Origin of the sequence: Psychrobacter pulmonis, assembly GCF_904846465.1 — a bacterium.
Classification (GTDB): domain Bacteria; phylum Pseudomonadota; class Gammaproteobacteria; order Pseudomonadales; family Moraxellaceae; genus Psychrobacter; species Psychrobacter faecalis.
Map to the genome: position 1 here is coordinate 122,400 of NZ_CAJHAT010000001.1, position 21,745 is coordinate 144,144.

17 protein-coding genes and 1 other RNA gene are annotated in these 21,745 nt (G+C 43.4%); 10 read left to right on the plus strand and 8 right to left on the minus strand.

Going from position 1 to position 21,745, the window contains the following annotated elements; all coding sequences use genetic code 11:
• Positions 1-107: 107 nt before the first annotated feature.
• Entirely contained in the window at positions 108-545 is a 438-nt protein-coding gene (locus tag JMX70_RS00520; RefSeq protein WP_068406636.1) for an MCR_0457 family protein, read from the minus strand.
• A 488-nt stretch (positions 546-1,033) separates the two neighbouring features.
• Here JMX70_RS00520 and surE point away from each other — a divergent pair, with 488 nt between their 5' ends.
• From surE to JMX70_RS00535, 3 genes are all read left to right on the plus strand, one after another.
• Positions 1,034-1,834: a 5'/3'-nucleotidase SurE gene (gene surE, locus JMX70_RS00525; RefSeq protein ID WP_227671106.1), complete on the plus strand. Its 801-nt coding sequence runs from the start codon at positions 1,034-1,036 to the stop codon at positions 1,832-1,834.
• 359 nt (positions 1,835-2,193) lie between these two features.
• The gene (locus JMX70_RS00530) at positions 2,194-2,997 is read left to right on the plus strand and encodes a M23 family metallopeptidase (RefSeq protein WP_201588726.1); all 804 of its coding nucleotides are present in this window, start codon (positions 2,194-2,196) and stop codon (positions 2,995-2,997) included.
• A 112-nt stretch (positions 2,998-3,109) separates the two neighbouring features.
• The gene (locus JMX70_RS00535) at positions 3,110-4,414 is read left to right on the plus strand and encodes a lytic murein transglycosylase (RefSeq protein WP_201588728.1); all 1,305 of its coding nucleotides are present in this window, start codon (positions 3,110-3,112) and stop codon (positions 4,412-4,414) included.
• A 146-nt stretch (positions 4,415-4,560) separates the two neighbouring features.
• Here JMX70_RS00535 and JMX70_RS00540 read toward each other — a convergent pair whose 3' ends face one another.
• A complete protein-coding gene (locus tag JMX70_RS00540; RefSeq protein ID WP_201588730.1) occupies positions 4,561-5,403 on the minus strand; it encodes a UDP-2,3-diacylglucosamine diphosphatase in 843 nt (280 codons plus the stop codon).
• Between the two features lie 77 nt (positions 5,404-5,480).
• Positions 5,481-5,996, minus strand: a complete 516-nt coding sequence (locus JMX70_RS00545; RefSeq protein WP_068406650.1) for a peptidylprolyl isomerase — start codon at positions 5,994-5,996, stop codon at positions 5,481-5,483.
• Between the two features lie 274 nt (positions 5,997-6,270).
• Here JMX70_RS00545 and JMX70_RS00550 point away from each other — a divergent pair, with 274 nt between their 5' ends.
• The 4 genes from JMX70_RS00550 to JMX70_RS00565 all read left to right on the plus strand — a co-directional run bounded on the left by JMX70_RS00550 (position 6,271) and on the right by JMX70_RS00565 (position 11,241).
• On the plus strand, positions 6,271-8,010 hold the full coding sequence (locus JMX70_RS00550) for a glutamine--tRNA ligase/YqeY domain fusion protein (RefSeq protein WP_201588732.1): 1,740 nt from the start codon (positions 6,271-6,273) through the stop codon (positions 8,008-8,010).
• Between the two features lie 420 nt (positions 8,011-8,430).
• Positions 8,431-9,069, plus strand: coding sequence for a peroxiredoxin (locus JMX70_RS00555; RefSeq protein ID WP_068406656.1), 639 nt, complete (start codon positions 8,431-8,433; stop codon positions 9,067-9,069).
• Positions 9,070-9,311: 242 nt separating this feature from the next.
• Positions 9,312-9,971, plus strand: coding sequence for a glutathione S-transferase family protein (locus tag JMX70_RS00560; RefSeq protein WP_102076821.1), 660 nt, complete (start codon positions 9,312-9,314; stop codon positions 9,969-9,971).
• 289 nt (positions 9,972-10,260) lie between these two features.
• The gene (locus tag JMX70_RS00565; protein ID WP_201588734.1) at positions 10,261-11,241 is read left to right on the plus strand and encodes an META domain-containing protein; all 981 of its coding nucleotides are present in this window, start codon (positions 10,261-10,263) and stop codon (positions 11,239-11,241) included.
• A gap of 148 nt (positions 11,242-11,389) precedes the next feature.
• Here JMX70_RS00565 and ruvC read toward each other — a convergent pair whose 3' ends face one another.
• A complete protein-coding gene (ruvC, locus tag JMX70_RS00570) occupies positions 11,390-11,974 on the minus strand; it encodes a crossover junction endodeoxyribonuclease RuvC (RefSeq protein WP_201588736.1) in 585 nt (194 codons plus the stop codon).
• 152 nt (positions 11,975-12,126) lie between these two features.
• Between ruvC and JMX70_RS00575 the strand changes: the two genes are divergently transcribed.
• A complete protein-coding gene (locus tag JMX70_RS00575) occupies positions 12,127-12,744 on the plus strand; it encodes an FxsA family protein (RefSeq protein ID WP_201588738.1) in 618 nt (205 codons plus the stop codon).
• Between the two features lie 137 nt (positions 12,745-12,881).
• Here JMX70_RS00575 and ssrS read toward each other — a convergent pair.
• Positions 12,882-13,077, minus strand: a non-coding RNA gene (gene ssrS / locus JMX70_RS00580) — 6S RNA.
• Between the two features lie 246 nt (positions 13,078-13,323).
• On the opposite strand from ssrS, the gene gpmI reads away from it, so the two are divergent.
• Together gpmI and JMX70_RS00590 are read left to right on the plus strand one after the other, a co-directional pair.
• The gene (gpmI, locus tag JMX70_RS00585; protein ID WP_191692209.1) at positions 13,324-14,982 is read left to right on the plus strand and encodes a 2,3-bisphosphoglycerate-independent phosphoglycerate mutase; all 1,659 of its coding nucleotides are present in this window, start codon (positions 13,324-13,326) and stop codon (positions 14,980-14,982) included.
• Positions 14,983-15,276: 294 nt separating this feature from the next.
• The gene (locus JMX70_RS00590; RefSeq protein ID WP_227671107.1) at positions 15,277-16,944 is read left to right on the plus strand and encodes a S41 family peptidase; all 1,668 of its coding nucleotides are present in this window, start codon (positions 15,277-15,279) and stop codon (positions 16,942-16,944) included.
• A 69-nt stretch (positions 16,945-17,013) separates the two neighbouring features.
• Here the strand turns inward: JMX70_RS00590 and JMX70_RS00595 are convergent, their stop codons facing one another.
• The 3 genes from JMX70_RS00595 to JMX70_RS00605 form a co-directional block, all read right to left on the minus strand.
• Complete coding sequence (locus tag JMX70_RS00595) at positions 17,014-18,741, minus strand: sigma-54-dependent transcriptional regulator (RefSeq protein WP_201588740.1); 1,728 nt, start codon at positions 18,739-18,741, stop codon at positions 17,014-17,016.
• A gap of 63 nt (positions 18,742-18,804) precedes the next feature.
• A complete protein-coding gene (locus JMX70_RS00600) occupies positions 18,805-20,703 on the minus strand; it encodes a sensor histidine kinase (RefSeq protein WP_227671108.1) in 1,899 nt (632 codons plus the stop codon).
• A 74-nt stretch (positions 20,704-20,777) separates the two neighbouring features.
• Positions 20,778-21,413, minus strand: coding sequence for a response regulator (locus tag JMX70_RS00605; RefSeq protein ID WP_102076814.1), 636 nt, complete (start codon positions 21,411-21,413; stop codon positions 20,778-20,780).
• Positions 21,414-21,745: the final 332 nt, after the last annotated feature.

Consider the following 21,745-nt stretch of genomic DNA (forward strand, 5'->3'; position numbering starts at 1 on the left):
TCTATCACGTCATAATAACCAGATTTTATTGTCGTTAATAGTAAAGGTATTTATTTACGTTGACCAGATGCTAGATTTTAGCGAATTTACTTTTCTATCGAAACGGATTAATGATATTCAGCATTGGCCAAATCTTCGCATAAGGCTTTGTTCTCTTGTTTTGAGAAGCCCATGGTCCAACTACGAATACCTTGCAGAATTTGACGGTAATCTTGCTGCGTAGACAAGTATTGAATAGCCGCTTTTGGATCCTCTAACGACGGCATCAATTCATGCAGCTGTACGTTATAAGATTTATAAAAGCGCTGTTTTTGTTTGCCAGTTAACATCGGTGGGCAAATCTCTGATAACACATGCATCACCGCAATTTCATGCTTGGTGATATTAATGCCCGATAAATCTACTGGAATGGTAGTCGACGCATTGGACGCAGCTTGGGTCGCTTGAGACAGCATAGCAATAGACGTTATCAGTCCTGCAAGACCAACTTTTGAGGCGGTCTTTGCTATCACAGAAGCTATAGATAATATCGATTGATTTTTCATTCAGTATTACACTCGCTTATCTTTGTTTGATGGTGCTATGTTAATGGGTAAAAAAATAAAAGTCACATAAAATATTGATTTATGTGTAGATATATTGTGAGCTAAGCCGCCTTTACAGCAACATATCAGCATTATATCGCCCTAAGTTACCTCAACATAAAAGTATCAATTGATCGTGTTGTCCCTTGTTGCCTACTGTAACCGCGACGTCTTACCTTTTGCAAAAGATGCTTACTGCTACTATTAAAATTATGAATAAAATCAAATAGTAATTTGAACTTGCTCAAAGTCTGGGTTCGCCTCGCGAGGCGAGTAGGGTATAATCGCCCAAAATCTAAAACGCGACAGCACTATCCATAATGTCTGTCTTTATTTTTCTTGATTTCGGCAGGCATAATTATAGCGGTTTTAGGATAGAAAAGTAGAGAACCTGACAGACGGTCATTAATGACGATATTAAGCAAAATTGGGCAAAAATGAAAATTTTAATGAGTAACGATGATGGGGTGCATGCGCCAGGGCTATTGGCGCTTTATCAGGCATTGTCGACCATCGCAGAAGTGGTGGTGGTCGCACCAAGTAATGAGCAAAGCGGCTGCGCCAGCGCTTTGAGCATCTCAACGCCGTTATATACCCATAAGTTAGATTCGGGTTTTATAGCAGTCAATGGTTCACCCGCTGACTGCGTTTATTTGGCGTTACATGAACTCTATCGTCATAGCGATTTTGACTGGGTGATTACTGGCATCAATTCCGGTGCCAATCTTGGTCAGGACGTTTTATTTTCGGGTACCTTTGGCGCGGCTTTGACCGCCCAGCTTTTTGGCATACCAGCGATCGCAACCTCTTTGGTAGGTGGCGGCACAAAAAATGACGAAGCGCAGCAGGCCAGTCATTATCAAATGGCGGCCAATGAGATTGTCAAACTCATGACCGATACACCGATATTGGAGGCTTGCAAAAATTTGCCCTATCATGTATTAAACGTTAATATTCCTGATGTCAAAAGCGTAGCTGCGATTAAAGGTCGAAAAATAACAGCGCTGAGTCACAGTCAGATTGCGCGTCCCGTTCATCATGTGGTCGATCCACGCGGACGCGATGCCTACTGGCTATCGTTACGCAAACGCCAACGGGAATTATTAACAGACGACGCAAGTATTGAATCAGCAGAAATACAGATGATGGATGACCAAGCGGTGGCAGCAGGGTATATTAGTGTATCGCCTGTGCGCCTGCATCATACGCCGACCGAAACCCTTGCGTCACTCTCAGCCTTAGTACTGTAATTAGTGCTGTAAATTGACTGATTTATCTAAGTCCATGATGACATTTGTCAGTGCTTAAATTTATTAGAGCTTAAAATCGCTACAAACCATTTATTATTGAATGAGCTAAAAACCATTGGTTATTAAACGCCAATCTCAACTTATCGTAGGCTTTTGATTTTTATAGAATTTAAAATTCTAATTGTTTTAACTGAAATTTTAAAAACTAAGTAAACCAATACCTTAGAAAAACAAGTTGAGAGTGGGGTTTATTAAATGAATATTATGGTGTTTAGGACATTAAACGTTACAACCGTTAGCAAAATGCTTGTGAGTAACACAAGGAGTTTGTGAGTAACATAAAGAATAGGAAATCTTGTATGAAGAAGCTTATTGCTGGATCACGCTTAGCAACCCTAGCCTTGATGGGAACATTGACGGCAGCGACCGTGACGATGGTCGGCTGTGCCACCAAACCCACCTATCAAGGGGCTAATCAGGGACCGAAGGTTATCACCAATGGACAAGGCGTGCCCAATTATTATCGTGTGCAGCGTGGCGACACTGTCAGTCAAATCGCCGCCCGCTATCGTCTCAATTATCGCCAAATCGGTGCGATCAATGGTTTAGATAGCAAATATACGATTTATAGTGGTCAATGGCTAAAATTATGGCAAGGCGAACCAGTAAGCGCCAATAATGACAATCGCTATAACGCCCCTGCTCAAACACGGCCACAGCCGAGTTATACACCACCTGTGAACAATACTCCGAACTATTCGCAAACGCCTGTTTATGAAGTGACCGCCAACGCAACGTCTGGTTATGAGTATCCAAGTCGCAACCAAGTGATTCGTAACTTTGATGCTGCTGCCGGTAATATGGGTATGTGGTTTGCCGGTAATGTCGGCGATCCAGTGCTTGCCAGCCAATCGGGTACGGTGCTGTATTCAGGTAACGGCCTGCCTGAGTATGGCAACCTAATTATGATTCGTCATAGCGATAACTACATTACTGCTTATGCGCATAACAGTGCCTTGCTGGTAAAAGAAGGTGAAGCGGTACAGCGCGGACAGCGTATTGCAAATATGGGTAGCAGCGGTGAGAGCAACCAAGTTGGCTTAGAATTCCAAGTACGCCTAAATGGTAACCCTATCGACCCACGTGCGGTGCTTGGACGTTAGACTTTAAGACGTTAAATTTGCTGCAATTTTTTGGTGGCTGTTAATTGTTATTGCTTGCTCGCTATTAATTATTAGCTATCAGTTGCTTTACTTATTCATATTTGAGAAATTTATGTTATTAAACAAACAATACCTTGCCTTGTTTCCCGCGTTAGTTATGGTCGGCTGTACCAGTCAGCAGGCAATGCAAAAGCCGAGTACCCCTGTACGCCAAGGTAATGTGCAAATTACCCAAACCCAAACCATTCAGGTAAAGCCAACGCCTGTACCAGTCGTCAAGCCGCAGCCGGTTACTAAACCAAGCTATAACAGTTTTTCCGATTGGAAATCTGACTTTTCGATGCGCGCCATTGCAGCGGGTCACGATGCTTCGACCGTGCGTCGTTTGCTTGATACGGCTTATTTAAACCAGCAAGTTATCTCGCTGGATTCAGGGCAGCCAGAGTTTTCTAAAATGCCTTGGGAATATGTCGATTCTGCCGTATCAGATGGCCGTGTCAGCACAGGTAAGCGTAAGTTTGCCGAGCAACGCGCCTTTTTATCACAGTTAGAGTCGCAATATGGCGTCAATGCAGAAATCATCGCTGCGATTTGGGGCATGGAGTCATCATACGGTGTGGTAACGGGCAATAGCAGTATTCCAAGCTCGCTTGCCAGCCTTGCTTATGATGGCCGTCGCCAAGAATTTGCTGAAACCCAGTTATTGTCACTAGCGACGCTATTGCAGCGCGGCGATGTCTCATGGTCACAGCTCGATGGCTCTTGGGCAGGCGGTATGGGGCAGACGCAGTTTATCCCTGATACCTGGCTGAAACACGGCGTTGATGGTGATGGTAACGGTCATCGTAACCCATGGGCAACGAGCGATGCTCTGGCCTCTACTGCCAATTACCTGAGTAATTCAGGTTGGGTGCGAGGCCTTGCGCCATTTTATGAAGCGACTGTACCTGCGTCGTTTGATTACTCAACGGTTGGTACCAAGCAACCTGCGGCTAGATGGGCGGCGATGGGCGTGGATACCATCGCTGATGTTTATTTAGATGCCAATACGCAAATGGAGCTATGGCTACCTGCTGGTAAAGATGGTCCAGTCCTATTACTTAGCCCAAACTTTGATGTCATCAAGGTTTACAACAACTCATCAAACTATGCGCTTGGTGTGAGCTTACTTGGTAAAGCGCTGGCAGGTCAGAGCGGCTTACAAAAATCATGGCCGCGCTATGAGCGTCCATTATCGACCGCGCAAGTGCGTAATTTGCAGCAGCGTTTAACCAGCATGGGTTATGATACCAAAGGCGCTGATGGCATCGTTGGTACCAATACGCGTAAGGCGTTCCAGCGCTGGCAAGCAGATAATGGTCAAACGCCAGACGGCTTTATCACTCAACGCACAGCATCTTCGTTGGCAGGATGGTGAGACAGAGTAAAGTCACTGTTTTTGGATAATCGTTATTTACAACGATGGTTTAAAAAATAACTAAACCAATAAAAAACTCCGTGCTAAGCGGAGTTTTTTTTGTTCGTACAGTTTTATAAAAATTGTAGCAGCAGGTTAGATAGGGTTTAGACAGTCATCTTAAACTCAACCAACTCAAACTCAGCAGCATTATCGCCTGTATCACCATCTGCCGTCACCGCCCCAATCACGGCGCTGACTTTTGGCTGGCGTGACTCTTTATCAAGTAAGCGCCAATCGCCAAGTACGTAGCGTTTTTTATCTGTCGTCGCCTGATGAATGGCTGGGCGATGGGTATGACCATGTAACAACGCATTGTTATCAGCTACGGCTTGTATTACTGCATCTTCATTGACGTCCATGATATAAGCGGCTTTGTTGGCATTATTTTGCTGACTTTTTTGCCGTAATTTATCGGCAATCGCTAAGCGCTTTGTCAGCGATTTATTGAGTAAATACCACTGCGTCAAACGGTTACGCATCATTTTACGAAAAAACTGATATTTTTTATCATCGGTACATAAGGCATCGCCGTGTTCTAAGCGGTAATTCTGCTGTCCGACGGTTAAATAATACGGCTCATAAATCAGCTCACCGCCAAATAAGCTACAAAAGGGCTGACCTAAGAGGAAGTCACGGTTGCCATGCATGACCAATATCTCACAGCCAGCGACTCGCAGTTTTTTTAGTTTAACGATAAGCGGCGTGAGCCAATGGTTTTGGCGCGCGTCTTCTGATAAGGTCAAATAAGCGTCATCGCCAATCCAAACCTCAAACCAATCGCCTAAGATAAATAAACGTTTAAGCTGAGGCAGGGCAAGGCAATCATCAAGCAGGGCCAAAAAAGCCTGCACTAAGGCAGGCTCTTCTGGCGATAAATGCAAATCGCTAATCAAAACTTGCCGCACCTCATGAGGGCGGGTCGTGATTAAATGATTAAAGCTTTGCATGTATCTTTATCCTCATAAGGTAAGATAAGCGGCTATTAATGACAAACCGCTTATCTTATACCGTTTATAAAAAACGATTACTGCGTAATGATAGTCGCAGAGTTGATGACCACAGGCTCGTTTGGCACATCAGCATGCATGCCAAAACGACCGGTTGGTACGCCGCGCATTTTGTCGATAACATCCATGCCGCTGGTGACCTTACCAAATACGGTATAGCCCCAACCTTGCATGTTTTTGCCAGAGTGATTTAGGAAATCGTTGTCTTTTACGTTAATAAAAAACTGGCTGGTTGCTGAATGTGGGTCTTGCGTACGGGCCATCGCAATCGTACCTTTGTCATTTTTCAAGCCATTGTCCGCTTCATTTTCAACGGGTGCATTGGTCGCTTTTTCATTCATTTCAGCGTCCATACCGCCGCCTTGAATCATAAAGCCGTCAATGATGCGATGGAAAATCGTCCCGTCATAATGACCAGATTTAACATAGTTTAAAAAGTTTTCGACCGTTTTTGGTGCTTTTTCTTCATTGAGTTCGATAACGATCGCACCCATATTGGTGTCAAGTTCTACTACTGGTGGCATGTCTACCATGTGATATTCCTTTTTGATTATAGCGTCTAAAATAACGCTGTTAAGTGGTGGTTAAAAATTTGCTGACTAAAAAGTTATGGCTAGTCTAACGGCTTTTTTGTCGTCTGTCATGTATCAGGCTGTTAATGCCTTTGCAAAAGCTGATAGAATAATGCAACGTTATCTTTTATCAGCGATTTTTGATTGATTATTTTAAATTTTCTTATTTTGAACCTTTTATAAAGCGTAATGACACGTGTTATAGACTGAAACCTTGCGCTAGGAGCAATGAGTAATGAGTGAGCACTCAAGCAACAATGTACAAAAAGACGAACAAAAAAATGACTTTATTCGTAATATCATTCGTAACGATATCAAAGCGCAAAAATACCCGCAAATCGTGACGCGCTTTCCGCCTGAGCCAAACGGCTATTTGCACTTAGGTCATGTCAAATCTATCTGCTTAAACTTTGGTATCGCCGAAGAGTTTGGCGGCGTTTGTAACTTGCGCTTTGATGACACCAACCCAACTGCAGAAAAGCAAGACTATATCGATAATATTGAAAATGATGTGAAATGGCTTGGCTTTGAGTGGGCAGGCGAGGCGCACCATGCGTCCGGTTACTTTGACCAGTTGTACGCATGGGCCGTGCAATTGATTGAACAGGGTGATGCTTATGTAGACTTGCAATCGCCTGAACAAATTAAAGAAAATCGTGGCTCATTTAATGAAGCTGGCACGCCGTCGCCGCAGCGTGATGCCAGTGTCGAAGAAAACTTAAAACTCTTTAATGATATGAAAGAAGGCAAGTTTGCCGAAGGCAAAGCCGTGCTGCGCGCCAAGATTGACATGGCAAGCCCAAATATGAATATGCGCGACCCTGTTATCTACCGCGTCATGCACCAAGCGCACCATCAAACCGGTGATAAATGGTGTATTTATCCGATGTATGATTTTGCCCATCCGCTCTCTGATGCACTCGAAGGCATTACCCATTCTTTATGTACACTGGAATTTGAAGACCATCGCCCGTTTTATGATTGGGCAGTTGAAAAAATTGGCTTTGATGTGCCGCCGCACCAGTACGAGTTTAGTCGTCTAAACGTCGACCATACCTTGACCAGTAAACGCAAATTAAAGCAGTTGGTTGACGAAGGTATCGTTAGCGGTTGGGATGATCCACGTATGCCGACGATTGCAGGTATGCGCCGCCGCGGTTATACGCCTGAAGGTTTACGCGATTTTAGTGAACGCGTCGGTGTGACCAAAGTAGACAGCGTCGTTGATTTTCGTCTATTAGAATTTAGTATTCGTCAGTCATTAGAGACGACGACGGCGCGCGGTATGGCGGTTCTCAAACCTTTAAAAGTGACGATTACTAACTTTAGCGATGCGGTTAGCAGTTGGGAATCGCAAAAAGCTGATAGCGTCAATGCGCGCTGGGATGAAGACGCTCAGACTTTATGGTTAACCCAGCCAAACCATCCAAATGTCGATATGGGCGAGCGTGAAATTCCGTTTACCGAAACCCTTTATATTGACCAAGGCGATTACGAGATTGAGCCGCCAGCAGGCTATAAGCGCTTATCTCCAGAAAAGCCAGAAATCCGTCTGCGTAACACTTATGTGTTGGCAGTGACTGAGCATGTGCTAGATGACGCTGGCAATGTTGTTGAGCTAAAAGCCACGATTGACCCTGCGACTTTAGGTAACAACCCTGAAGGCCGTAAGGTTAAAGGTGTGATTCATTGGGTCTCAGCAAGCCAAGGCGTGCAAGCGACGGTACGCATGTATGAGCAGCTATTTAGCGCTGAAGATCCAAGTAGCGTCGCCGACGTTCATCAAGCGCTAAATCCTAACTCGTTGATTGAGCTCGATGCCGTAGTTGAGCCATCATTGGCAAATAGCGATGCTGGTACGCGTTTCCAGTTCGAGCGTGAAGGCTACTTTATTGCTGATAGTGAAGACCATATGAGCGACAAGCCTGTATTTAATCAAATCGTGAGCTTGCGTGACAGCTATAAACCGGCTTAAATTATAGCTACTGGCTTTGCTCGCAACGTTTAAGAACGCACTCAACAATAGTAGTTTTCAAAATCGCCCATTTCTAGTACGCTAGAGATGGGCTTTTTTATGAACGTGGATTTTCTTGAAGGGTTCAGAATATTGATTTGGTTAATGTTTTAAATGCAAACTTGGATTCTTAGTAATAAATGGCATAAGCGCATTACAATCCATCACAAGACATTCATAACCAGTTTGCTAAGATAGAAGAGAATTCTTGCTGACGTAATTTGAGTTATTGTGTAGTATTGACCGAGTATGTTGATAGCTAAGTACATTTATAACTAGGAACATTTATAACTAAATACGTTTATAACAATAGAGCGCATGGATACCTTTAGAGGTGAATAAATACTAACGCTCATCACTCATATAAATAAGGAATAAAGCATGGCAAATTTACGTTTAGGTGATACTGCACCAAATTTTGACGCGACAACCACTGATGGTGATATCAATTTCCACGAATGGGCAGGGGACAGTTGGGTTGTCTTTTTCTCACATCCTGCAGATTACACGCCAGTATGTACCACTGAGCTTGGTCGTACCGCAGCATTAGGCGGTGAGTTCCAAAAGCGCAATGTAAAAGCAATCGCCCTATCAGTTGATGGTTTAGAGGACCATAAAGGCTGGGCCAAAGATATTGAAGAAACCCAAGGTACCGCTGTTAACTTCCCTATCATTGCGGACTCAGATCGCAAAGTGGCGGATCTTTATGACATGATTCATCCAAATGCCGACAATACCGCGACGGTTCGAAGTGTATTTATCATTGATCCAAACAAAAAAGTACGCTTAACGCTGACTTATCCAGCCAGCTGTGGCCGTAACTTTGATGAGATCGTCCGAGTTATCGATGCGATGCAATTGTCTGATGAGTATAACGTCGCAACGCCAGTTGATTGGAAAGAAGGCGATGACGTTATCATTCCACCAAGCGTGAAAAATGAAGATATTCCCGCCAATTATCCAAAAGGCCATACCGAAATTAAACCTTATCTCCGTACCACGCCTGCGCCTAACAAATAAGTTGAGCAGTTAGTCCAAGCAGTTGTTTTAAGTTAATAAGCCCTATGACGTCATGTTATAGGGCTTTTACTTTCTCAGATTTTTATTAAAACAGCATATTTCATAAGGTTTTGTTATGATAATAACAGGCTGAAATATCTACACATGATATTCATAATTTTATCCATGAACGATAATGCAATAATCATAATAAAACCAAAGGGCGCTGAGTCGCTTTAAAACCGTCTTACAAGGAGTTTGCCATGAAAAAATTATACTTAACCCGTACCGCCCCAAATCCACGTAAAGCGCTTATTTTATTAGCGTCAAAAGGTATCGATGTCGATGATATGGATGATCTTGATGTGGTCGATATCGACTTTGCTACCAATGAGCAGATGTCCGAGGAATTTACCAAAATCAATCCCATGCAGACGGTGCCGGTATTAACCTTGGATGATGGTACGGTGCTGAATGACTCGCAGGCGGTATGCGAGTATCTCGACCGTGTTTATGGCGAGCGCTCGGTGATGGGTAATGACGTCGTACAGCGGGCGCAAGTATGCTCGATGCGCCGTATTGCCGAGTTTGAGGTGCTATACAACTTTATGCTGGCGTTTCAGCATAGCCATCCGTCCAAAGCGCAGCGTGTCGAGCAAGTACCTGAGTTTGTCGCGCCCTCTATTGCCCGCGCGATAAAAGCCCTACCTTATTTTGAAAATGCCTTAAACGGTCATGATTATTTGGTCGGTGACCAGTTAAGCTTTGCCGATATCGTACTGTATTTGGGTCTAGATTTTGGTAAAGCGCTAAAATTTAATCCAAACGAGCAGGGCGAAAATTTGGCGCGTTTTTATCAAATGATGCATGAGCGCTTTAGTATTAAAAATATGGCAAAAGCCAAACCTGCTTATGATGAATGATAAGGTCGCTTTATAAATCGAGCTTTACATAGCCAGAAGCCTTAATGCGCTAACCACCATATTAGCCAGTTAAGGCTTTTTTTATTGTAAAATTAGAAAAACTATCGAAAACAGTTACTATCAATCTATAAAATTAAACACTTTGTAACAATAATAGATGACATCGGCGCTATAGTGGTCAAATTATGAACACTTTACAAAAATAGATACAATTGCGATTTGTATAGTAAAAACTTCGTATGCTAAAAAGCGGAATATCGAAAAGGTTTACTCACAAGGTATGACTGTTATGACCTCATCTTTTGACACCCAATATTTTACGGAATCATCTTTTATAAAGTCTTTGGCTAGATTTGCTGTATTGCCTAGCATTCTAGCGGTAAGTCTGACATTAACTGCCTGCCAAGAATCCTCAGTACCAAGCGATAATGATGTACAGACAGAAAATGCTAACGGAGTCGATGGTAATGCTGCTACGCCTGATGCTACGCTAGAAAATGATGAGACCAAGGCGGCTGAGATGAGCACTGAAGAACAAATGATAGCCAATCTTACCCGTTATCGCTGGACACTGATGTCTGCAAGCGATAAAGGCGCCCAGCCACTAAATACATTGCTCGATATCAAAGACCAAGTGCGCTTGAGCTTTAGCCAATACCAAGGCGAGAATAGCCTAAATTATAGTGTCGGCTGCAATACCATGAGCGCAGGATATCAGCTTCAAGGTCAGACGTTGACCATCGAAGACGGTATGAGCACCAAAATGTCGTGCGGTGAGCTTGATAAGGCTGAAAACCAATTGAATGAGCTAATGCAAGGCGAGAATCAATTGACCTTAGTATTAGACGCCAATGTCGAAAACGGTCGTGCTGAGAGCGCAACGGCTGAAAGTCGTCAACCAATCTTAACGCAAATAACAAGCGATGCGGCGACGCTAGTTTGGGCAGGTAAGTTAACCTCACAAGCCAAATATAACAGTAAAGGTGAAACGGTATTTTGGGCGGTCAATGCTAAGAAAGTAGCCTGCGCCGACAAGAGTTCAGAGTTATGCTTACAAGTAAAACCCATTACTTATGATGACCAAGGTATCAAGGTTAGCGAAGGTGAGTGGACAGCCTTTAACGGTGAAATCGATGGCTATCAGCCCGATGGTATGCACGATGAAGTACTACGTCTTCAGCGCTATCAGTTAGACGCTAACGAGAATGAAGAAGCGCAAGAATATGCCTATGTACTCGATGCAGTGATTGAGAGTAGCGTGGTAGAGTAATGCTTTGTTAGAGTAGGTCTGTTGGTCATTTTTATTATTTTAAACGATGACTCAAATAGAAGAGATAATTTAAACAAGAAACACGCGCCGTTTGCACGCGTGTTTTTTTATGGGCGTTTGCTTTATTCTATGAATATCTGTTTTTATATTAACGCAAATTGCCTAAGTCTTCTTCGGTCAAACGCCAGCGGCCTTTTTTCTTCGAAGCACCGCGACCACGCATGGCGCTGTTTAATATCAGTTTGTTCATTGAATGGCTTGAATGCGCATGACAAATGGCGCAGGCAAGCCCATCAGCGGCATCTTGCTGGGGTACAACTTCTAACGCCAAAATGCGGCAGACCATCTCTTGTACTTGCTCTTTTGCCGCCGCACCATAGCCGCAAACCGCTTGCTTAATTTGGCGAGCAGTATATTCCGATACTTCTAAATCAAGAGCGACCATAGCGGCAATCGCCGCACCACGTGCTTGCCCGAGCTTCAACGCTGAGTCTGGGTTTTCTGCCATAAAAACTTGCTCGATAGCGGTATAAATTGGCTCGTCGCCATATTTTAAATGATGCTGGGTGATACGCGTTAAGCCATTAAAAATACGCTTTAGGCGCTCAGGCATCTCTTTGGTATCTGTGCGAATGGTGCCTGCGTCTATATACGTAAGTTTGTCGCCCGTTTGTTGGATAATGCCATAACCGGTCATGCGCGAACCCGGGTCAATCCCGATAATAATTGCCATAGTATTCCGTCTTACTTACATTTTGTTTTATGGCTTAAAAATCAGCCGTAAGTTTGATAGTATAGCAATCAATCCCCATATACATCATATGTTAGCCATATTAATTTGCATGGCGCTTAATTTTTAGATTTTATCTTATAGGACGACACTTTATGGGTCAGATAGTTGGTATTGCCATCGTTTGGTTTATTATTGAGATGCTGCTTTGGTATTTACTTGCGCAGTTTATGAGCGGTTGGTGGGTGTTTATGTGGTTTATTATCGCTGCCGTTATCGGTATCTCTCTTATACGTAAAGGGATGGCAGCACTCAATCCAATGGCGCAGCAGATGAAAGCGGGCGGTATGATGAACCCTGCGATGCGTCCACAAGAATCAACCATGATTAAAAGTGTCGCTGTAGCAGCGGCGGGTCTTTTGCTGCTGATTCCGGGTGTGCTCAGTGATTTATTAGCTTTACTGGTGATATTGCCGCCGGTGCAAAAAAAGCTCAAAGACTTTGCTAATAATTACGTTATGAACAATCAGCAAAAAATGATGGAGATGATGGCAAAACAGATGGGTGGACAAAGCCCGTTTGGTGGCGCAGGCGGCATGGGCGGTCAAAATCCATTTGGCGGTGCTAGTGGTATGAACAACCAAAATCCATTTGGTCAACAGCAACAAAATCCGTTTGGCAATGTGTTTAAACAACATACTACTGTCGATGGGACGGCTAAAAACATCCCTAAAGATGTGAAGAAAATTACCAAATCTGCCAATGACGAATAATCAATTTATTATTAAATAGACATTTTTACTGGCATAAAAAAAGCCCCTTTTATCATTAATAAAAGGGGCTTTTTGAGTGTTAAAAACCATTTTTTATAAAAGATAATATTTATAAATAAAATAGCTAATAACTGAATAAAACAACCGAAGTGCCGCCGTAAGATGGTGACCCATGAACCGTGAAGTTCAGGGCGGATGCGTCACTGCCTCTGCAGGTTTCCTGAGACACCGCAAGCGGTGCAGGCATACACAATGAGGCAATAGGTACCACATCCTGGTAAAGCATTATCGGCTCAGGGAATAAACATCTACTAGCCAACACTTCAGAATATAATTATCTTAACCAATGACTTGAGTGATTGCAAGTACGATTTACAGATTGCTACGTAGGGTTAATGAGCAGCATGAATGATGTTGAGTATTTACTTTATCTACCATGAAATGACAGAATTTTTAAGGGCTTAAATATGGCTTAAAAGGGCGATTTTTCAGCTATTTCGAGATATGTGTTAATATAGAGGACTGTAAACATCCTAAGATAGCATTCTAGGCGTTCATTCACTTGAGGAGCGGTAATCCATGACCCATAACCAGCAACAAGCAGAAATTATCGACGATAGTCAGGCTCAGCTCAATAATAAGCAAGATAGCGAGCAAAATAAAAAAGTGCCCCATGTCTTAATGATATTAGATGGTTTTGGGCATCGTGAAGACGATAAGGATAATGCGATTGCTGCCGCCCATATGCCAAATTTGGATAAGATTTATCAGCAATATCCGCATGGATTGATATCGGCTTCAGGAGAAGATGTCGGTCTGCCAGATGGTCAGTTTGGTAACTCAGAGGTTGGCCATATGAATTTGGGCGCCGGCCGCGTGCTTTATCAAGACTCCACTCGTATCTCAAATGAAGTCGCCAATCGTGAGTTCTATAAAAACGAAGCCTTAGTTAATGCGGTGAAAGCGGCAAATAAGCTTGGCGGTAACGTACATATTATGGGATTGTTGTCTGATGGTGGCGTGCACTCGCACCAAGATCATATCGAAGCCATGTGCCATTCGGCATTGGTACACGGTGCCAAAAATGTCTTTGTGCATTGTTTTTTAGACGGTCGCGATACGCCGCCCAAATCTGCTGATAAGTACATCAACCGCTTACGTGACCATATTGCTAAGCTTAATGACCATTACGAAGGTGGCCGCGTGCAAATTGCCAGTATTATCGGGCGCTATTATGCAATGGATCGTGACAATCGCTGGGACCGCGTGCAAAAAGCCTATGAGCTTATCACCGAAGGTAAAGCCGATCGCTTAGCAACACGTGCCGATGGCGCCATACAAGCGGCGTATAAAGCACGCGAAACTGATGAGTTTATCAATCCAACGGTGGTGATTGGTCGCGACGAAGTGCCTTATACTGTCGATGACAATGATGCACTTATTTTTATGAACTTCCGCGCTGACCGTGCCCGTGAGCTTGCGCAAGCCTTTGTGCTACCAGATCATGAGTTTTCTGGTTTTGCCCGTCATAAGCAACCAAAGCTTGCTGCTTTTGTGATGTTGACGAAGTATTCTGACGTGCTAGCGGACAATCCAAAAACCAGTATTGCCTATTATCCAGCGTCTTTGACCAACACGCTTGGCGAGTATTTACAAGATAAAGGTAAGACCCAGCTACGTATCGCTGAAACTGAAAAATATGCGCACGTGACCTTTTTCTTTAGCGGCGGCCGCGAAGATGAATATGAAGGCGAGACGCGGATTTTAGTGCCATCGCCTGATGTTGCTACTTATGATTTACAGCCAGAAATGAGCGCGCCTGAAGTGACCGATGAGCTGGTCGCTGCTATCGAATCTGGTAAATATGATGTGTTGGTGGTTAATTATGCCAACGGCGATATGGTCGGGCATACAGGTGTCTTTGAAGCTGCTGTCAAAGCGGTAGAGGCGTTGGATGTGTGCATTGGTCGTTTAGAAGAAGCGGTACGCGCTGCGGGTGGCGATATGCTGATAACCGCTGACCATGGCAACTGTGAGCAGATGCAAGACTATGAAAGTGGTCAGGTGCATACGCAGCATACCACTGAGCTGGTGCCATTGATTTATATTGGTGAGAAAGCCGTAAAAGTACGTAGCGGCGGTAAGCTTAGTGATATCGCGCCTACGATTTTGGCATTAATGGATATCGAACAGCCAGATGAGATGACCGGTAAAAACTTACTGCTTTCGGCTACATAAACTAGACATTTAATAGGGTTATTTAGCAGTCTATTACTACTGCTAAAGCTATTGGGTTTTATAAAAAGGGAAAGGTATTGAGTATCTTTCCCTTTTTTTGCATTTTTTCTACGCTTCGCCGCATTTTGCTTGATACATATTGTTTAAGTTACTTGCAATACTGTCCTAGTCTTAGATAGAAGCTCAGTGTTATTTTAGACGACATCGTTCATGAATAACTTTATAATCATAAATATCCATATAATCTGAAAGTTATAAAAATAATAACCAAATCCTTTTTTTGAGTAATTTATTATGCGTCCAATTCGCCCTTTATCCTTATTGCGGTCTAAAAGCTTGAGAAATATCATCATGCCATTGCCTGTTGCTTCTAAATCTATTGCTTCTAAATCTTTTAAAATGAAGTCTTTTAATGTCAAATCAATCGGCTCTCAGCTATTAAAACCCGCCCTTATTAGCGGTGTGGTAGGGTTGGGTGTGGTCAATATGCCGGCACAGGCTGCTACCAATGATAATCAAAAAATCAATAATACTGGCAAAAATCCCACAGCAAGCTTGCAATTGATTGGACTTAACGACGACGATGTATCCTTAAATAATAACGAGGAAGCTAATAGCGCCGACGATTTATCAGATATCGCCGATATGCTCGAATCTGCCGATCAAGTCGATGACTCGATAGATGCTGTCGCCGATGAAAGCGCGCTAAATGACGAGTCAGAGGTGATAAACACCGATATTCCCGCCGAAGTTGCGCAAGTATCGTTAAAGGCCATTTCGCCTGAAACGCTTAAAACCTTTGTAGCTGTCGTTGATTTGGTACGACGCGAATATGTGGATACGGTGAATGACGAAGAGTTATTTAGCAATGCCATGAGCGGGATGTTGACCAAGCTTGATAGCCACGCTGAGTTTTTGGATGCAGAAGCTTATGAGAATCTGCGCGCTTTTACTGAAGGCGACGTCGGCGATATCGGTATCAAGGTGCAGTATCAGCCTAAAGTAGGCTATTGGGTGATTACTGAGGTGGTTGATGGCTCGCCTGCTGATAAAAAAGGCATTGCCGTTGGTGATTATTTGCACCAAGTAGACGAGTTTAAACTTGGCGAAGACGAAGAAAGTAATGACATTGAGCAATTGCTAACGGGCATTGCAGGTACCCAAGTAGATGTGGTGACATCAAAAGCAGGCCGGCGTAAACATACCACGACTTTACAGCGTAATCACAACCATCCACAAGTTATTGAAACGCGCCTGGTAGATGGAATGGCTATTGTTAGATTACCCGCCTTTCAAAACAATAGCCGTGAAAAGCTGTTACAAGGGTTAATTGATTTGGATGCGCCTGTTAGGGGAATTTTATTAGACATGCGTGACAACCCAGGCGGTGTATTGGCGTCAGCGGTAAGCGTTGCCAGCTTATTTATGACCAATACCGATGTGGTACAAGTCAAAGGTCGTCAAAGCGAATCCCGCACACTATCGACGCAAGGTGCAGCGTTATTAGATACCATGCCAGTTATGGTGTTGCAAAATCGTTATTCTGCTTCAGCGGCTGAGGTCTTAGCCAGTAGTTTGCAAGCGCAAAAACGCGCGACTATTTTAGGCGAGGTCAGTTATGGTAAAGGTTCGGTGCAGTCCGTGATACCGCTTAATGACGAGCAGGCGGTAAAGCTGACCGTTGCTCATTACATGACCGCTTCGGGTAAAAAAATAGATGGGGTTGGGGTAGCGCCTGATGTGACTTTAACAGGAAGTGAAAGCACATGGGAGCAACAGGCGCTTGATTTACTCAGACAAAAAGCCCTGCCGTCGGGTGTTCGCTTTGTACGAAAATCTCAAGCAGCAAACGTTCCTAATCAAGATGACACTAATACTAAAGTTGTTAAAAATAAAGTGACTCAAAACAATACAATCATCGAGCACGTGACTGAAAAGCCGACTGTTAAAGCCAAGCCCTAATTTCGTTAGCATTTAAACTGAGACTTTTCGAACTGATTTAATTATCGTCTTATGGTTAGCGCTTATATATTATTCAGACTGGTTTTCAGCAATTCCAAGCTTTGACATACGATAGCGTAACGAGCGGAAAGTGGTGCCCAACAATTCAGCAGCTTGGGTCTTATTCCAGTTTGTCTGTTTAAGGGCGGTAATAATCAGCTGCCTTTCCTGCTCTTGCAAATAATGCTCTAAGCCTTGGGCAGGTAATTGACCGGTGCTAATATTTTCTTGATTTACGGGTGGTCTTAAATTTTCTGAATTTTCTGCTTCATTGCTTAATGGTTCTGACATAGCGCTGGCTGCTGTTTTATCAGGTTGTGCTGTAGGACTGGCTGCAGCGTGCGCATTCATTGAAGGATAGTGCTGCGTAATGGTGCGATAAGGAGATATAGTAGCTTTTGCTTGTTGTGCGCTGTCTTTTTCTACGGCTTCTACGTCATTTTTTACCACATTATCTTTTATAGATTGCGCTTCTAAGCTTTCACTTTTATCTAAAATAGTATTACTCGAAAGGGTCGCTTTGTCAGCGTTGTTATTTTGCTCTACTTCTGCAATAGCTTCTTGCGCGTTCTCTAGTTGTTGGTTGTCGAAATCAGCCAAGCCCAAATGACTGGCATCAATAGTGGATGTCTCCGCCAAGGTTATTGCACGTTCAAGGATATTACGTAATTCGCGTACGTTCCCAGCAAAGTCGTGATGTTGTAGACGCGCGCACGCAGCATGGGTCAGTGTTGGCGGCGACTCCAATTGCCATTCATCGGCAATCAGGGTCAAAAAGTGCTTGGCCAATACCGGTATATCATCACGTCTTGCGTTAAGCGTCGGCAGTTTAAGCTCAATGACATTGATGCGGTAATATAAATCTTGGCGAAAGCTACCTGCTTGTACCAGCTGATTTAAATCCTTATGCGTCGCTGATAGGATACGAATATCAACTGGCACTTCTTTGGTATCGCCGATTGCACGCACGGTTTTTTCTTGAATGGCGCGCAGTAATTTGACCTGCATCGCTAGTGGCAAGTCAGCGACCTCATCTAAAAATAGCGTGCCGCCATTGGCCTGTTGAAACAGTCCTTGTTTATCAGCGACAGCGCCAGTAAAGCTGCCTTTTTTATGACCAAAAAATTCTGACTCCATCAGTTCTGATGGAATCGCGCCGCAGTTGACTGGTACAAAGCTGCCATCACGGCGCGGACTTAAGTCATGGATTAAGCGCGCAACCACTTCTTTACCAGTGCCCGATGCCCCCGATAAAAAAACTGGCGCTTGCGAACGCGCTAATTTTAAAATGGTATTTTTTAGCGGGTGCATGACGGCTGAGTCGCCAATCAAACGACTATCGAGCATTTGTTGCTCAGGTGAGCGCTCAGGCGTTGACTTTGCGGCGTTATCTTGATGAATAACCTTGAGTGCATTTTCAACCAATTGACGCAGGCGCGGCAGCTCAAGCGGCTTATTAACAAAGTCAAAAGCGCCCAGCTTCAGTGCTTCAATCGCCAAATCCATACTGCCATGCGCGGTAATCACGGCAATGGGCGTACTTGAGCTGCTGCTAATATGTTTAACCAACTCTAAGCCTGAACCATCAGGGAGTTTTAAATCGGTTAGACAAAAGTCATAGTCGTTTGCTTGCCAATAGGTTTTGGCTTGCGATAAGGTATAAGCCACATCGCTTTTGATGCCCATCTTGGTTAGGGTAATTTGCATCAAGCGGCATAAATCTACTTCATCATCAACGACTAGCGCGGTTGTGGTCATACATCATCTCATTGTCTTAAAATACTACAAGGCATTAAAAATAGGTTTTGTCTAAGTTTTCAACTACTTCATTTTATTAGCTGCTTCATTATCAATGGCTGCGTTGTCAATAGCAGGCGCAATCAAACGAAAACAAGTTTTTTTGTGTTCTGGAATATAAAGTAGGCGAGCATGGTTGGCCTCACAAAATGCTTGCGATAAATATAAGCCTAAACCTGTGCCCGCCTTATCAGTAGTAAAAAATGGATTGAACAGGTGGGTTAAGTCTGCCGTGCTTACACCTGTGCCATCGTCCAATACATCAATTATAACATCGTTGTCGGCACAATAAATCTCGATTTCCACAACGGCATGAGGGTGAGCATAACTGCTATGACGTAAGCCATTGTTAATCAAATTGATAAAAATTTGTTCTAACTGATGCGGGTCAAATGAGATGGTCGGCTGCGCATGGCTGTGTAAAAAAACATCGTGACCTTGAAAGTAGTTTGCCAAAAATTCTGGCATCCAATCGGCAAGGGCAATCAATTGCTGATTGGCGATTTGCTGGCGTGACAGTTTTAAAACATCTTCAATAATACGATTAACGCGCTTTGTTTGCGTGAATATCATTTTATAAAGCTCATGATTACCAGCCAAGGCATCGTTTGCGCTTACATCCTCTACTGTCTGATTTTCTTCAACATCTTCTATTAGTAGTTGACTGGCTTGCGAGATAGCGGCTAAAGGGTTTCTTATTTCATGAGCAATACTGGCGGTCAGCTGCCCGAGTGAGGCCAATTTTAATTGTTGGGCGCTGGCTTGTTCGCGGCGTAAGTCTTCCAATATGACAAGCTTACTGTCATTTTTTAGTGGGATGATTTCGACGCGCAGCTTACCAAAGACAGACGCATTGGCAGTAGTTGGCAACTCATAAATAAAACTGCGAGATTGTCCTGTTTCTATCGATAGGCAGGCTTCAAAAAGCTGCAAATGTTGCGCGCGAAGCTGCTGCTGAAAGTCAGAGAGGGTGTTATCTGCAAGATGATTTGAAGTGTTTTTTGTATGATTTTTTGGAGAAGTGCTGTTTAAAAAATTGTTTAACGAATCATTTTGTGAGCTACTTAGCGCAGCATTTGTCTCAACATACTCTGCATCCATTGCCGTAGCATTTGGAATACTCAGTAATTGATAAGCCGAAAGGTTGGCTAAAACCACTTGTTCACAATCGATGACGATGACACCGTTGGCCATTTGGGTGATGACTTCTTGATTGATAACGTTTAAGCGTTCGACTTCTTTGGCGTGGCGGGCCGCTACTTTCTCAACTTGTACCAAGCGCTGCGAGATTGACCAACTCAAACCGCCGACTGCCAAAAAGCTGGCTGACATCAGGAGCGCATCGCCTAAATTTGCCAAATTCATGCTATTGGCAATCGCATAAAAAAACTGCTGATAGATAACGAAAATAATCGCCAGTAAAGTAATAATCAGCGCTTGCGAGCTATGAAGCAGCATAAAGCTGGCGGCAACCACCACCATATACAGCATGGTCAACTGCAAATCAGGCGCGCCAGCGGTATAGAGCAGTAAGCTTAAAATAATGACGTCTACCGCTAAACCAAACGCCAGCTGTTGCCGTGGATGCTTGGTCACCACATAAAATAAACCCAATAAAATTAAGCTTAAAAGGACATAAAAACTGAGCGCGGTTTGCTGCAAAAAACTTGGTAATGATGAACCATCGCTAGCGCGCGCTGTGATATACACCATCAGCATAGAAAATAGGCTGACGACAAAGCGATAGCTGCTATAAATCAATCCTAACCTGCGCAGCTGCGGCAAAGGTAAGGTGTCATCGCGCTGAAAATAATCCGTAATAGCGGCTATAACGCTAGGAGCAGATTTCTTATGCTGCTCATGTTGCTTGGACTTTGACGATGGCACAGGCTTTGAAGGTTTCATAGGCTTTAAAGTGTTCACTGGCTCTAAAGCCTTAAGTTGAGCGTAACAGAAGGGAAGGTGCTTACTATACTTAGTTATTTATGCTTACTAACTTACGGTTGAATAAGCCCATGGCGAATGGCCAAATGGGTCAGCTTTACATCGCTATCGACACCGACTTTTTCATAAATGCGGTAACGATAAGTATTGATGGTTTTGACACTGACAAATAACTGGTCGGCGATTTGCTGCGGACTTTGGCAATTTACCACCATCATGGCGACCTGTTTTTCACGGTCACTTAATAAGTCAAAAGGTGAGCTGGCATTATCAGATAGCAGAACATCCGCCAATTGCTCGGCAACGTCTTGGCTAAAGTAACGCCCGCCTTGATAGACTTTTTTCACCGCGCGTATCATCTCATCAAGCGGTGTCCCTTTGGTGATATAACCGTTGACACCTGCCTTGATGAGCATCGACGGGTAAGGCTGCGCTGACATGCTACTCACGGCCAAAATCTTAAAGCCCATATCAAGCTGAATGAGACGTTTGGTGGCTTCAAGCCCGCCAATATTAGGCATATTGACATCGAGCAATATCACATCCGGACGCAGCTGTTTTGCCAGTTTAATCGCCATATCGCCGCTATCTGCTTCGCCGACGACTTCGATATCGGCACTATCTGCCAACATGCGGCTAATGCCCATTCGCACCAAATCATGATCATCTACTACTAGTACTCGAATCATAGTTATACTCTTTTCTATTGGTCAGAATAAAGGGTGCACTGTTAAACTTAAACTATCTAAATGATTTTACTTTCTTATTATAAATGTCAGCTGCTATAAATTTATTGACTAAAATATGTAAACTCACAAATTCCTTTATATTAAGCAGCATACTTTTATATGAACTTTGCAATTGCGCCCTTATAAGCTTAAATGTAATGCTATATTGCGCCATTGTTAATTAATATTGCTGTAATATAAAGTAAATGTAGTAAAATTTGAATGTGGTCAAAAAACGACATCTAATTGATTTAGTAGATTAAACTTAAATGCAAACCATGATACACTAAAAA

Coding starts and splice junctions, on each gene's coding strand:
- JMX70_RS00520 (WP_068406636.1), bottom strand. CDS start 545: ATGAAAAATCAATCGATATTATCTATAGCTTCTGTGATAGCAAAGACC.
- surE (WP_227671106.1), top strand. CDS start 1,034: ATGAGTAACGATGATGGGGTGCATGCGCCAGGGCTATTGGCGCTTTAT.
- JMX70_RS00530 (WP_201588726.1), top strand. CDS start 2,194: ATGAAGAAGCTTATTGCTGGATCACGCTTAGCAACCCTAGCCTTGATG.
- JMX70_RS00535 (WP_201588728.1), top strand. CDS start 3,110: ATGTTATTAAACAAACAATACCTTGCCTTGTTTCCCGCGTTAGTTATG.
- JMX70_RS00540 (WP_201588730.1), bottom strand. CDS start 5,403: ATGCAAAGCTTTAATCATTTAATCACGACCCGCCCTCATGAGGTGCGG.
- JMX70_RS00545 (WP_068406650.1), bottom strand. CDS start 5,996: ATGGTAGACATGCCACCAGTAGTAGAACTTGACACCAATATGGGTGCG.
- JMX70_RS00550 (WP_201588732.1), top strand. CDS start 6,271: ATGAGTGAGCACTCAAGCAACAATGTACAAAAAGACGAACAAAAAAAT.
- JMX70_RS00555 (WP_068406656.1), top strand. CDS start 8,431: ATGGCAAATTTACGTTTAGGTGATACTGCACCAAATTTTGACGCGACA.
- JMX70_RS00560 (WP_102076821.1), top strand. CDS start 9,312: ATGAAAAAATTATACTTAACCCGTACCGCCCCAAATCCACGTAAAGCG.
- JMX70_RS00565 (WP_201588734.1), top strand. CDS start 10,261: ATGACCTCATCTTTTGACACCCAATATTTTACGGAATCATCTTTTATA.
- ruvC (WP_201588736.1), bottom strand. CDS start 11,974: ATGGCAATTATTATCGGGATTGACCCGGGTTCGCGCATGACCGGTTAT.
- JMX70_RS00575 (WP_201588738.1), top strand. CDS start 12,127: ATGGGTCAGATAGTTGGTATTGCCATCGTTTGGTTTATTATTGAGATG.
- gpmI (WP_191692209.1), top strand. CDS start 13,324: ATGACCCATAACCAGCAACAAGCAGAAATTATCGACGATAGTCAGGCT.
- JMX70_RS00590 (WP_227671107.1), top strand. CDS start 15,277: ATGCGTCCAATTCGCCCTTTATCCTTATTGCGGTCTAAAAGCTTGAGA.
- JMX70_RS00595 (WP_201588740.1), bottom strand. CDS start 18,741: ATGACCACAACCGCGCTAGTCGTTGATGATGAAGTAGATTTATGCCGC.
- JMX70_RS00605 (WP_102076814.1), bottom strand. CDS start 21,413: ATGATTCGAGTACTAGTAGTAGATGATCATGATTTGGTGCGAATGGGC.